At 52.5% G+C, this 11,465-nt stretch carries 13 protein-coding genes and 1 pseudogene; 7 read left to right on the top strand and 7 right to left on the bottom strand.

Annotation, left to right across the window (positions count from 1 at the left end; all coding sequences use genetic code 11):
* Positions 1-369: 369 nt before the first annotated feature.
* Both H6F43_RS15200 and H6F43_RS15195 read right to left on the bottom strand, forming a co-directional pair.
* The gene (locus H6F43_RS15200) at positions 370-1,197 is read right to left on the bottom strand and encodes a trypsin-like peptidase domain-containing protein (protein WP_190343577.1); all 828 of its coding nucleotides are present in this window, start codon (positions 1,195-1,197) and stop codon (positions 370-372) included.
* 61 nt (positions 1,198-1,258) lie between these two features.
* Entirely contained in the window at positions 1,259-2,083 is an 825-nt protein-coding gene (locus H6F43_RS15195) for a DNA adenine methylase (protein ID WP_190343576.1), read from the bottom strand.
* 129 nt (positions 2,084-2,212) lie between these two features.
* On the opposite strand from H6F43_RS15195, the gene H6F43_RS15190 reads away from it, so the two are divergent.
* The 3 genes from H6F43_RS15190 (at position 2,213) to H6F43_RS15180 (ending at position 4,607) form a co-directional block, all read left to right on the top strand.
* On the top strand, positions 2,213-2,416 hold the full coding sequence (locus H6F43_RS15190) for a DUF751 family protein (RefSeq protein ID WP_190343575.1): 204 nt from the start codon (positions 2,213-2,215) through the stop codon (positions 2,414-2,416).
* A 135-nt stretch (positions 2,417-2,551) separates the two neighbouring features.
* Complete coding sequence (rbfA, locus tag H6F43_RS15185; RefSeq protein ID WP_190343574.1) at positions 2,552-2,959, top strand: 30S ribosome-binding factor RbfA; 408 nt, start codon at positions 2,552-2,554, stop codon at positions 2,957-2,959.
* An 82-nt stretch (positions 2,960-3,041) separates the two neighbouring features.
* Positions 3,042-4,607: a glycoside hydrolase family 3 N-terminal domain-containing protein gene (locus tag H6F43_RS15180; RefSeq protein ID WP_190343573.1), complete on the top strand. Its 1,566-nt coding sequence runs from the start codon at positions 3,042-3,044 to the stop codon at positions 4,605-4,607.
* A gap of 263 nt (positions 4,608-4,870) precedes the next feature.
* On the opposite strand, the gene H6F43_RS15175 is transcribed toward H6F43_RS15180, so the two are convergent.
* From H6F43_RS15175 to H6F43_RS15160, 4 genes are all read right to left on the bottom strand, one after another.
* Positions 4,871-5,314, bottom strand: coding sequence for an ester cyclase (locus H6F43_RS15175; RefSeq protein ID WP_190343572.1), 444 nt, complete (start codon positions 5,312-5,314; stop codon positions 4,871-4,873).
* Between the two features lie 324 nt (positions 5,315-5,638).
* Positions 5,639-6,073, bottom strand: coding sequence for a nuclear transport factor 2 family protein (locus H6F43_RS15170; RefSeq protein ID WP_190343571.1), 435 nt, complete (start codon positions 6,071-6,073; stop codon positions 5,639-5,641).
* A gap of 254 nt (positions 6,074-6,327) precedes the next feature.
* A complete protein-coding gene (locus tag H6F43_RS15165) occupies positions 6,328-6,849 on the bottom strand; it encodes a hypothetical protein (protein WP_190343570.1) in 522 nt (173 codons plus the stop codon).
* Positions 6,850-6,965: 116 nt separating this feature from the next.
* Positions 6,966-7,112 (bottom strand): hypothetical protein, encoded by a 147-nt coding sequence (locus H6F43_RS15160; RefSeq protein ID WP_190343569.1) that lies wholly within the window; start codon positions 7,110-7,112, stop codon positions 6,966-6,968.
* A 120-nt stretch (positions 7,113-7,232) separates the two neighbouring features.
* Between H6F43_RS15160 and hemE the strand changes: the two genes are divergently transcribed.
* The 4 genes from hemE (at position 7,233) to H6F43_RS15140 (ending at position 10,959) form a co-directional block, all read left to right on the top strand.
* The gene (gene hemE / locus H6F43_RS15155) at positions 7,233-8,294 is read left to right on the top strand and encodes a uroporphyrinogen decarboxylase (protein WP_190343568.1); all 1,062 of its coding nucleotides are present in this window, start codon (positions 7,233-7,235) and stop codon (positions 8,292-8,294) included.
* A 126-nt stretch (positions 8,295-8,420) separates the two neighbouring features.
* The gene (locus H6F43_RS15150; RefSeq protein ID WP_190343567.1) at positions 8,421-9,383 is read left to right on the top strand and encodes an NAD(P)-dependent oxidoreductase; all 963 of its coding nucleotides are present in this window, start codon (positions 8,421-8,423) and stop codon (positions 9,381-9,383) included.
* 280 nt (positions 9,384-9,663) lie between these two features.
* Positions 9,664-10,230, top strand: a complete 567-nt coding sequence (locus tag H6F43_RS15145) for a DUF6658 family protein (protein WP_190343566.1) — start codon at positions 9,664-9,666, stop codon at positions 10,228-10,230.
* Positions 10,231-10,332: 102 nt separating this feature from the next.
* The gene (locus tag H6F43_RS15140) at positions 10,333-10,959 is read left to right on the top strand and encodes a hypothetical protein (protein WP_190343565.1); all 627 of its coding nucleotides are present in this window, start codon (positions 10,333-10,335) and stop codon (positions 10,957-10,959) included.
* 77 nt (positions 10,960-11,036) lie between these two features.
* Here H6F43_RS15140 and hetR read toward each other — a convergent pair.
* Positions 11,037-11,465, bottom strand: a pseudogene (gene hetR / locus H6F43_RS15135) (heterocyst differentiation control protein); the annotation flags it as partial.

The following is an 11,465-nucleotide window of genomic DNA, read 5'->3' as shown; positions in this document are numbered from 1 at the left end:
AGCGATCGCAGCTCTGGAGACGAATTCGGATCTTCGTAATCAACGGCTGCATGAATAAAGCCAAGTGTTTCCATATTGCACCTGTAAATGTTTAAGTAACGAGACAGTAGCTACCACACCCCAAACGCAACTTCCTGAAGCTTTTGAGACTGAATTTGCTAAAAAGAGTCAAAAATTATCAAGCTTGCCAATGATAGACAGCGTTGCATCTACAGCAAATACTATCAGCTTAGAAAAATCGGGTAAAGCGATTTTCAGGAACATTTAATGAGCGGCAAATACAAAAGCCTGCTGGGTTCTTGGCGCTAGATTGCGTAGATACGTAGTTACGGATTAAAGCATCACCTAAATAGGTGAACTCTTCCATCACTACTGCTTACTCCGGCTGTTTGAATCAGCCTGATTCAAAAATCTCTGAGCATTAAAGCCGTCTGTGGCTGGAAGCGAATTAAATAGCGACAGCGGTTGAACCGCGTGGGTGCTGTCTCGATCGCGCCGGACGTTCAGTTGGTGCTGCTGCACAAAACGTCGGACAGACGCCAGACTCGTTGCAAAGCTGATCCCCGTATTCTCACCCGTGCTCGACTCCCAAATCGATCGAGCAACGCCAATCAATTCACCCTGTTGATTCAGCAGAGGTCCGCCGGAATTCCCCGGCTGTAAAAATAGATTCAGCTGCCAATCCCCATTTTCGCGAGTTCCCATAACGGTGCCTGTCGTAACCACTCCCGGCTGATTCAGCGGACTGCCGATCGCGCAGACGGACTCATTCGATGGCTGCGTGACAGAGTGCGCCAGCGGCAGGGTGGGCAGGCGCGCTCCAGCGTCGAGGTGCACCAGCGCTAAATCGTTCTCGGTATCTGCTGCGATGATCTGTCCACGGTGTCGATCGCCGTCCAGCAGCTTGACCCAGATCTGCCTAGCTCCCCGTACAACATGGTGACTGGTGATTACTATGCCATCGGCATCGATAATGCTGCCAGCGCCAATTTCCCGTCCCGCATAGATTGTGACGACCGCAGGCTTAGCAGACTGACAGGCATCACGGGGCTCAGTCCAACTCTTGGAGGAGACGCGATCGTCCGGCACGATCGTCGGCGCCGACGAGTCCGGCAGCGAGGCGGCAATCAGGCTGAGGTGCCGAGCCAGCAGCAGCAGCACACCCACGAAGATCCAGCGTGCCAACATCATGAGCATGAGTCAATTGATCCACAGACGACCTTTGCACCCAGTATCTCAGCCCTCACTCCTCACCTCGCTAATATGTTGTGACTAAAACCTCCGTAATTTTCCCTCGCTTTGCGGCGTTGGAGTTAATCGATCGCGCCGCAACAATGGTGTGAATGGTAAAGCCTTGGTAGAGGTCGCGCACAAACGGACAATCCGAATTTGAAAGCATAACCTTCACGCCTCGCTCTGCCAATGCCACAACAACATCTCGCAGGCGAAGTTGGTCTGCTTGCGTGAACGAATCGCGATTGTAAGCGGTGAATTTGCTCGTAGCGCTAATCGGATGGTAGGGCGGATCAAAATACACAAAGTCCTGCTCTGTGGCGTAGTCCATCACCGTGTCAAAACGGCATTGTTCAATCCGAGCCGATCGCAGCGCCACCGAGACTGCACCTAGCAGCGCAGCGTCACAAATGGCAGGGTTTTTGTACCGACCGATCGGCACATTAAATTGTCCTTTCGTGTTTTCTCGATACAGTCCGTTGAAACAGGTTTTGTTCAAATAGATTAGTCGAGCAGCACGCTCAACTGACGTGCCATGGCTGGTCGCGCGAACAGTGTAGTAATAGTCTGGCGAGTGACGATCGCGGTGCTCTCTCAGTTGCTCGATCAGGTCCTCTACGCAATCCCTAACGCAGCAAAACACGTTGACTAATTCTGGATTGATATCCATCAAAAAAGCCTGTCGCGGCAGTAGATGAAAAAATACTGCGCCCCCTCCCAGAAACGGTTCGTAGTACGTCGAGAACTGTTTGGGAAAAAAAGGAATGTATTGCTGAAGGAGTTGACCTTTGCCGCCTGCCCACTTTAAGAAGGGACGCGGATATATCGATCGCGCGAGTTGGGTCTGCATTCGTCCATCATAAAGGCGATATCGGCAGCTTCAACCATTTCTTAGCGACGCAGCACGAGCGTTCTTCCCTAGAATGGAAACAAGTGCAACGGTTTCTTCCGGCGATTCAGCCACGATTCATCGATTACTATGCAAAGTTTCTGGAATACCATCTCGAAATACCCGCTTTTTCTGCTAAGCGTGATTCTGGGCGTTTTGTTTAACGCTATTAGACCGCTTGCGCCCCTCTTAAAGCGCCCAAGCACGGCGATCGCTCTAATAGGTGCAGTGCTTGCAGGAATTGCCTTCATTGGACTAACGCTCCGGGCAATGCTGGGCTTCAGCCCGGTTTAGCGAGTTTTTAGTCGTTGGTGATTAGCCTGTTGGTTTAGCCATTAACCGGACTACGCTTGCTCGTAGCTCACTGCTAGCGACTAACCACTGACAACTCAACTAACGACGTTGTAACGAAAAGGCAGGATTACTGAAATGGCTACGAATCGTCGAGTTGCCCGCGTTGCCGAATCGATCAGGCGCGAGGTCAGCCTGCTGCTGCTCTCCGGCATCAAAGATGACCGCGTGGGGACAGGCATGGTGAGCGTGACGGATGTGGACGTGTCGAACGACCTCCAGCATGCCAAGGTTTTTGTCAGCATCTACGGCACAGCTGACGCAAAAGCTGAAACAATGGCAGGTTTAAAGTCAGCAACAGGTTTTGTGCGCAGTGAACTGGGACAGCGACTTCGGCTGCGTCGCACACCAGAAGTTGTGTTTCTAGAAGACGATTCGATAGAGCGGGGCAATCGCGTTCTTTCGTTGATCAATCGCCTCAGTCAGGAGCGTAAACCGGATGGCGAGTCGGATGAAACAGATGGCATTTCGGCAGAGGATAAATAATGATGAATTTTGAATTCTGGATTTTGAATGAGGTGGTGTAATTCAGAATTCAAAATTTATCGTTCACAATTTTCATCCCTCCATGCCTAACCTTCCCGCTCTAGACACGCTTTCTCTGGCGCAACAAGTCGCGCAGATGGTGGTTGTTCGTGCCTCTGGCTACCTGTTCGATCATCAGATTCAATATCCCGCGTGGGAACCTGTTGCTGAAACGCTGCGCCACTGGGTGCAGGATTGGGGCGTGGGCGGTGTTATTCTGCTGGGTGGCAGTGCGGGCGAGCTAGTGTTGCGGACGCAGCAGCTACAGGCGTGGGCGTCCGTGCCGCTGCTCATTGCTGCCGATGTTGAGGAAGGCGTCGGGCAGCGGTTTGCCGGAGCAACGTGGTTTCCGCCGCCGATGGCGCTAAGCGCGATCGCCCAAACCCATGCCGATCAAGCCGAACAGCTTGCAGAAGCGATGGGAGCCGCCACTGCCCAAGAGTCCTGTGCGATCGGGCTGAACTGGGTGTTGGCTCCGACTGTGGACGTCAATAACAATCCCGCCAACCCTGTCATTAATGTACGGGCGTTTGGTGATGTGCCTGAGACGGTGAGCCGTTTAGCCACGGCGTTTATTCGCGGCGCGCAGCGTCATCCGGTCCTGACCTGCGCCAAACATTTTCCAGGTCACGGCGACACGGCTGTCGATTCTCATTTGGATTTGCCCGTGATCCCGCACTCGTTGGAGCGCTTGCAGCACGTGGAACTGCCGCCGTTCCGAGCCGCGATCGCCGCTGGCGTGGATTCGGTAATGAGTGCCCATCTGCTGATCCCGGCGCTCGACTCGACGCAGCCTGCGACGCTGTCGCCGCGGATTCTGACGCAGCTCCTGCGTCAGGAATTGGGATTCGATGGGCTAATTACGACCGATGCGCTGGTCATGGGCGCGATCGCCAACCGCTACGGCGCAAATGAGGCGGCTGTGCTGGCAGTGGAAGCCGGAGCCGATATTCTGCTGATGCCGTCCGATCCGGTTGGAGCAATTCAGGCGGTCTGTAGCGCGGTCGAAACGGGACGAATCGCCGCTGAGCAAATTTCTGCCTCGGTGAATCGGATTTGGCGCGCAAAGCATAAGGCGGCAGTGGTAGACCAGCCCACGATCGCGTCGCTGGGAACTGGAGAGACGATCGCTGCCGCGAGTGCGATGCTGCAGGCGTCAATGCAAGTTCACACGACTGCGTCGTCGCGATTGACTCACCTGCATCCCGACGCTAGTAAGCGCAATCTAATTTTGGTGGACGATGCGCTGGGGTGTGACTTTTTGGGGCGGCACACGCCTGCGATCGCGCTCCCTGCGGCAATGGGCTATCACTTGCAAATTGTGGACAGCCGATCGGCTATGACCGATCTCGCACCCGAACCGACGCTGCTGCAACTGTTTATTCGTGGGAATCCGTTTCGCGGCAGTGCTGGTCTAACGCACGCTGCCGAAGCGTGGCTGCACTCGCTCCTGCAATCCGAGCAGCTACATGCCTTGGTAATCTACGGTAGCCCATACAGTTTGGAGACGTTTTTGCCCATCCTGCCCCAGGATGTGCCCTACGTATTCACTTACGGACAAATGCCGGAAGCGCAGGCGATCGCTCTCAATAGCCTGTTTGCCCCATAAACTTCTCAGGGCAAACGCATCTAAATCTGAACTTAAGTATCAAATCTAGCGACTAAGCTCACTGGATGCAGGTGACCTCTGCAATTCAGCCGCGCATCCTAGTGCGTTTTGGTGCAGCGACTTGTTGCAGACTCGCTCTGTTGAGGCAGAAGTGCGTAGAAACGTTGCAGGAGTGGATCTAGAGGGTGTGAGAAGGTACAGCGAAAGGATTATTTCGTCGAGGAGAGCCGATCGATGCAAGATTCGCTTCAGGTCGATTCGTTTCAAAGCTGCTTCTGATTGGGCGTTGGAGCCTGCGGCAGAAGTCCCAACTGCTGCATCATGCCGATATCGTCTCGATTTGCCCAATGCTCCACAATTCTCCCGTCGTGCAGTTTGTACCAGTGAATCTGCTGCACCTCGAAGTGCTTCCCTGTCGGCTCAACACCCACCAACAGCCCGCCGTTGATTGGTATCTTTCCCACGCCCTTGTGCGTGCCGCTAACCATGACACGAACGATTACAGTATCTCCTTCAGCAACCATGTCAATAATTTCCTGATGCAGGTCGGGAAACGTGGTGTAAAGATCATCAAGCACGAGGCGGAAACCGTTTCGCCCAATCAGACGACCATGAGTTTTCACGTCTTCGGCAAAGCTGATGACGGCAGCATCCAGTTCACCACGATTGATTTGCTCATACTGTTGGCGAATGATGTCTTGATTCATCTTCGTAGCATCCTTTGTTGACTTTTAGCAAAGCGGTGTCTGCGCCACTAAAATACTTCAAGATCAACCTATCGTGATGATTCTCACATCATCTTTTCAAGAAGCCTAAAGCAATGGTCACGCGAGAATCGAAGTACGGCATCCATGTCATAGCTAACTACTATTTTGCTGGATTCTGAGAACACAATTGTATACGCGTGTATACGCGGTGAAGAGCTAACGCCCGACTTCAGGTGCGAGGATGAAGCGTAATACGAGTCACCTGCAAGGAGTTGTTCGGCTGCGTCTCTCATCGTAGCCCGCGCGTCGATCGCTACTTCGACCTTAAGAGATTGTCTCGTTCTTAATTGCGTACCAGTCCCCAAAAAACAGGGACATATCTGCGTAGACACGCCATTCGCGGATTTGCAACCCGCTCATACGGTAAATGTCGGTGCATGATATCGTAATCGGGCGTTGGTCACGCAATCGCATGAAATGTGAGTCAACTTCAATCACCACAATGTCGTCGTAGTTCCATTGGAGTCGCAGTGTGTGCCCCTGCCACAGAGCATACTGGTTTTGCCATTCCATGTAATCCCGGATGCCTGCAACACCGTAAACTGGCTCCCGTGCGCCAACCTTGTACATAACGTCAGAGGTAAAGTATGCGGTTGCCGCTTGCCAATCCTGCGACCCTACAAGACGCTCCATCGTTTTGACAGCTTCGATTTGCGACATTGCTTGCATCGTAGATCGCACTCCTCGCTTGCCTACCATTCGCATATCTTCCTATACCCACAATTATGGCAAAGCGAGGCTTCTTTCAGTTGTTACGCTGTGTAAGCAGCCGAATGTTCCTAGTCAGCGGTTGCCGACACCTTTGCACCTTACCCAAGCGGTTTGAATCAATTCGCTGCACCCGAATTGTTTGGCTGCGTCATGCAGCTCTACTGCTCTCGAAATAGTCCCAACCATTCGTTCTGAAATGCCTCTTGATCTCTAACATTTATAGGCTCTATTGGACGTGGAACCTAACCATTCAAGGTTCGTACCCAATTGTGCCAGTATGTTGCTTTTCGTGAGGTTTGCTTGACCACGACCTCTGGGGCTGGATCAGCTCGCCAAAAAGTTAAAGAATAAAAGTCTACAGTCGGCTCACTTTCCAACGTGGTATCAACATCATCCCCAACATCCATGTTGCAGGCACAGTAACGCACACGGTAGTTCTTTTTCTGAAGTGGAATATTACACACACGGTTAGCATTCCAATCAGTTAAAGCTATCTCTCCTAAACCGGGGGTGAAGGAAACTTCTACAATTTCTTCCCAAATGTTACCCAAAGGGAGCGGGGCATCTAGTACGTCAACGGTAAAGCCAGCTTCGCCTGTATGTAAACCAGTGATGAGAAAAAGGGCACCTGGTAATGCTGCTCCGCATAGTCCGTTGTTTTGCCCACGAAAAGCATCTTCCAAATAAATTCCGTTACTGTCTGAGGATTCAACGTAAGCTTGACCGTAATGAACCCACAATAACCCCTCAAAAATTCGTGTCATTAGTATCTGGTCAATTTGAGAATTTGTTTAGGGTGGCTTTGACAGCTAACAATTTATTAGACAAATCTAATCCTTATATCTACCCCGATCAAGGTAGTATGCGGACAACTCGCAGTCTATCTACCCAAAACGGCGATCGACGCGGCAAGTTGTCCGCCTAGTAGCCCTAGTACGGGTAGATACGGACGCGCACGAGAGCGACGCGAATAAGCGCTCTTAGGGCGGGGGCGATACGGCGTCTCAGCGATCGTCCCCTGCCGCATCTGTTCCCGATCGCTGCTTTAGATGCTTTTGCTCTGATAAACCCCTGAAAACTCTGTCCAAACGGACATCTCAGGATGATAAGCTAACGAATGCACTCAAAAAACTAGGACAAAGCCTCAATGACCGGGTCCCAGGTTCCCTACCTCCTTCGTGCCGCCCGTGGAGAAACACTAGACCGTCCGCCTGTTTGGATGATGCGGCAAGCGGGACGCTACATGAAAGCTTACCGGGACCTGCGAGAGAAGTATCCCTCGTTTCGCGAGCGGTCCGAGATTCCCGAAGTAGCGATCGAAATCTCGTTGCAGCCGTGGAAAGCGTTTCAGCCCGATGGCGTCATTTTGTTCTCAGATATCGTAACGCCGCTGCCGGGATTGGGCATCGACATGGATATTGCAGAGGGCAAGGGTCCGATCATTGCCGACCCAATTCGCACCCAAGCTCAGGTCGATCAGCTGCGATCGCTAGAGCCAGAGGAATCGCTGCCGTTCATTAAGCCAATTCTGAAAGCACTGCGCGAGGAAGTCGGCAATCAATCGACGGTTCTGGGGTTTGTTGGTGCGCCGTGGACGCTGGCTGCCTACGTAGTCGAAGGCAAAGGGTCGAAAACTTACTCGGTGATCAAGAATCTGGCGTTTTCCGATCCGGCAGTGCTGCATCAGCTTTTATCCAAGTTTGCCGACGCGATCGCCACTTACGCCCGCTATCAGATTGACTGCGGTGCTCAGGTGGTGCAGCTGTTTGATTCTTGGGCAGGGCAACTGAGTCCTCAAGATTACGACACCTTTGCGCTCCCGTATCAGCAGCGCGTCTTCCGTCAAGTAAAGGCGACTCACCCTGATACGCCGCTGATTCTGCTGGTGAGCGGCAGCGCAGGACTGCTAGAGCGTATGGCAAAGTCTGGAGCCGACATCCTGACGATCGATTGGACCGTAGACATGGCAGATGCACGCCAGCGGTTAGGCTCAGAGATTGGCGTTCAGGGCAACGTCGATCCGGGTGTGCTGTTTGGCTCCAAGGACTTTATTCGCGATCGCGTCCTAGACACGATCCGCAAAGCGGGTAATCGCAGACACATCCTTAACCTAGGGCATGGTATTCTACCGAACACTCCTGAAGAAAATGCTGCCTATTTCTTTGAAATTGGTAAGCAGGCGGATCAGTTATTGGCTGTTCACGCCTGAGGAGCCAGAAGAATTCAACATTGAAACCTAAAAGTGCAACACTAGAGAAGCCATTTTTAGGGTTCATCGTTAATTTTTCAGTGTCCTTAGCACGGGTACCTTACCCGATATCCCTCCGAACTTCCAATGACATCCAAGCGGATTTTTGTGACTGGTGCGAGTGGCTGTATTGGTCACTATGTGGTTGAGAGCCTGATTCAAGAAACCAACCACGAGTTGTATTTACTGGTCAGGAACCCCGCCAGGCTGAAAGTGAACTGTAACCGCCCCGGCGTCACGGTTCTACAAGGAGATCTGCAGGACATTGACACGTTTAGCGACATTCTCAGGACAATTGATTGTGCAGTGCTGATTGCAACAGCTTGGGGCGGGGCACAAGAGGTCTACAACACCAATGTTCTAAAAACGATTCGCCTGCTGAACCTGCTGGATCCAGCCGTGTGTCAGCAGGTGATTTATTTTTCCACTGCTAGTATTCTCGATCGCAATAATCAGCCGCTCAAAGAAGCTGGAGAAATTGGCTCCGACTATATTCGCTCCAAATACGTCTGTTTTCAGGAGCTTTCTAAGCTGGCAATTAGTCCACGTATCACGACGCTGTTTCCAACGCTGCTGCTGGGCGGCGATGCCTACAAGCCCCAGTCACACGTTTCTTCTGGCGTCCGGCAAGTCATACAGTGGATCGATCTGCTACGCTTCATTAAAGCAGAAGGCAGCTTTCACTTCATTCATAGCAAAGACATCGCCCAGATTGTCTCTCATTTGATTGACTATCCTCCTTCAGAAGGAGAACCACGTGAACTGGTGCTGGGTAATCAAATGGTGACGGTGGATCAGGCGATCGAGGGCATGTGCGCCTATCTGCACAAGCGCATTTACTTTCGGATTCCCCTAACCCCGGGTCTTGCGAATCTGCTGATTGCGCTGTTCCGCATTCGTATGGCAGCCTGGGACCGCTTTTCCATGAACTATCGCCATTTCACGCACCGGACTCTGGTCAGTCCTGAAACCTTCGGTATGCCGACCTACTGCGCAACCCTCACCGACGTGTTGAAGCTAAGCGGCATTAAACCCCGAAAGAAGCATTAGCCGCGATCAGACATAGACGCTACCTGCAAACAATCACTCCGCAGGCGGAAAAATTGAGATCCTTAGTTTCTCAGAAATGTGACTTCGGCTAGAGGAACCTCTTGTAGCCAGTATCTAAGCTGTTAGACGTTAAAAATGTGCGATTTGCGTTGCTGTGACGCCTGCCAAGCGAAGTCGATCGCCGGATTCCTCAGGAATTGTCGGGCATCGGTTGGTTCACACGACAAGTAAACGCTGTCAGGGTTCCCTGAGCTGGCGCAAATGGCGGAAGGAGAATGGTATGAAATTGTCGACTGCATTCTTAAAGAAATTGCCCCTGGGAAAAGTTTTAATGGCGTTTTTAGCAGGCGTGGTGCTGCTAGTTACAACGGCTTGCAACGCTCCGGCTAACGACCTGGGTGCTCGTCCTAATAACCCGCCGGTTCAGATGGGTGGCGCCAACAATCCCCATAAGGGGGGCGGTGATGGCTACACCGAGTACAAGACTTCGACCGATCGCGCCGCTGTGAAAGGAAAGAAAGACCGCGCCAGCTTGTTGTCCGATCATCTGATTGCGTCTGCCCCCAAGAGCAACGCATCGGATCTGCTCTATCCGGAATCGAATGCGCCAAGCACCGAGAATCCGACGATCGGACCCGTTGGGGCAAAGGGCAAGGAGAAATTCTTTGACGCCAAGCAGATTCCGGCAGAGCGTCAGCCAGTGCTCGATCGCAGTGACCCGAATGTCCAAATTCTGGAAAGGTCGGGACAAGCATTCAAAGATGCCTCTGGTTTTCTGAAAGATGCTCGTAGAACCGCTGTCGAAGGCTCGGAAACAGAAATTGATCCGGGTGTTAACAATCAGTAAGTGTAGGCTGTCTGTGTCGCCGCTCTGCGCTATCGCATCGATGCAGACAGCTATTCAGGTGTGTCTTACGCAAGCAACAAGCAACTTATAAGGAGTACCTTCATGAAAAATCTGTTTGCCTCTTTAAAGCAAGTTCTAATGGTGGTTTTAGCGGGTGTTCTGCTACTGGTCGGCACGGCGTGCAGCCGCGTCGCTAGTGCTAAGGTTCCTGCTAACGATCGCATGGTTCCCGGTCAGGTGCAGCCCTTCGAGGGCGGCATGAACAACTTCACCGACGTGGACAAAACCCGCTTGGATACGAGTGAGGTAGATGCCAAAGCGAAAGCGCTGACAGACCGCGTGAAAACGAACATTGACGAGAAGCGTGCCGACAACGTTGATCAGTACGTCGAGAACTATCGCACAGGCACTCCGCTGAACGAGCGGGTTGAGAACATTGGAAAGGATGCCCGTCGCGGTGCTGAGAACGCAACCGATGACGTAAAGCAAGCCACCGATCGTCTGGGTGACAAGACCGCCCGCACGGCTGACGATGCTAAATCAACAGCCGATCGCGTTGGCAATCAGACCGGACGCGCGCTGGACAACGTTAAGGACAACACCAAAGCCGCTGCTAGAAATGTCCCTTCGGACACCAAAAGCGCGATCGACAAAGCTGCGAGCGCTGTGAAGGACAAGGCGGATGATGCGTCACGCTCGACGAAGCGTGCAATAGACAAAGCCGCATAGTCAACCGTGTTAGGCTAATTAGCTAAATGCAGGAGTGGGGCGCATGCCTCGCTCCTTTCTGCATTTAGGAGTGCTATCTAGGGAGTGCTGGGTTCGTCTCGCGCCCCGATCGCCATTTGCAGCACCGTAGGACTGCCCCCGGCCTGATGGTACTTATCTGCCCAGGCGCGAATAATTTCATCTAGCTCGTCGAAGGCTTTCTCCATCTTTTCTGAAGGAATATCCAGCTCCTCCAGCACGCGCATCACTTTGGGCTGTCGGTCTGCCCAAGCGTTCATCAAGCGGAAAAATCGCGCCGTATCTTCCACCATGATGTACGTACGCTCTTCCTGATTGTCAGGGGAGTAAGAGGCACGAGTCAGCGCGTAGAAGGGCATTCCCCACGGCGAGTCGATGCGCGTCACTGTACCCGAGTAGATTAATCGTCGCTTTATGTGTTCTGCTAGCGCTTCGCTTAAGGGCATTCGACGCTCTGGAGGCAAATCTTCTTGAGAGCGAGTATGCAG

This window comes from Leptolyngbya sp. FACHB-36 (assembly GCF_014695955.1).
GTDB lineage: Bacteria > Cyanobacteriota > Cyanobacteriia > Leptolyngbyales > Leptolyngbyaceae > FACHB-36.
Note: the sequence above shows the minus strand (reverse complement) of the source record. Positions and strands in the feature narration are given on the sequence as shown.

Coding starts and splice junctions, on each gene's coding strand:
- H6F43_RS15190 (WP_190343575.1), top strand. CDS start 2,213: ATGCAAAGTTTCTGGAATACCATCTCGAAATACCCGCTTTTTCTGCTA.
- H6F43_RS15140 (WP_190343565.1), top strand. CDS start 10,333: ATGAAAAATCTGTTTGCCTCTTTAAAGCAAGTTCTAATGGTGGTTTTA.
- H6F43_RS15150 (WP_190343567.1), top strand. CDS start 8,421: ATGACATCCAAGCGGATTTTTGTGACTGGTGCGAGTGGCTGTATTGGT.
- H6F43_RS15160 (WP_190343569.1), bottom strand. CDS start 7,112: ATGCGGCAGGGGACGATCGCTGAGACGCCGTATCGCCCCCGCCCTAAG.
- H6F43_RS15165 (WP_190343570.1), bottom strand. CDS start 6,849: ATGACACGAATTTTTGAGGGGTTATTGTGGGTTCATTACGGTCAAGCT.
- H6F43_RS15145 (WP_190343566.1), top strand. CDS start 9,664: ATGAAATTGTCGACTGCATTCTTAAAGAAATTGCCCCTGGGAAAAGTT.
- H6F43_RS15170 (WP_190343571.1), bottom strand. CDS start 6,073: ATGGTAGGCAAGCGAGGAGTGCGATCTACGATGCAAGCAATGTCGCAA.
- hemE (WP_190343568.1), top strand. CDS start 7,233: ATGACCGGGTCCCAGGTTCCCTACCTCCTTCGTGCCGCCCGTGGAGAA.
- H6F43_RS15200 (WP_190343577.1), bottom strand. CDS start 1,197: ATGCTCATGATGTTGGCACGCTGGATCTTCGTGGGTGTGCTGCTGCTG.
- H6F43_RS15180 (WP_190343573.1), top strand. CDS start 3,042: ATGCCTAACCTTCCCGCTCTAGACACGCTTTCTCTGGCGCAACAAGTC.
- rbfA (WP_190343574.1), top strand. CDS start 2,552: ATGGCTACGAATCGTCGAGTTGCCCGCGTTGCCGAATCGATCAGGCGC.
- H6F43_RS15195 (WP_190343576.1), bottom strand. CDS start 2,083: ATGCAGACCCAACTCGCGCGATCGATATATCCGCGTCCCTTCTTAAAG.
- H6F43_RS15175 (WP_190343572.1), bottom strand. CDS start 5,314: ATGAATCAAGACATCATTCGCCAACAGTATGAGCAAATCAATCGTGGT.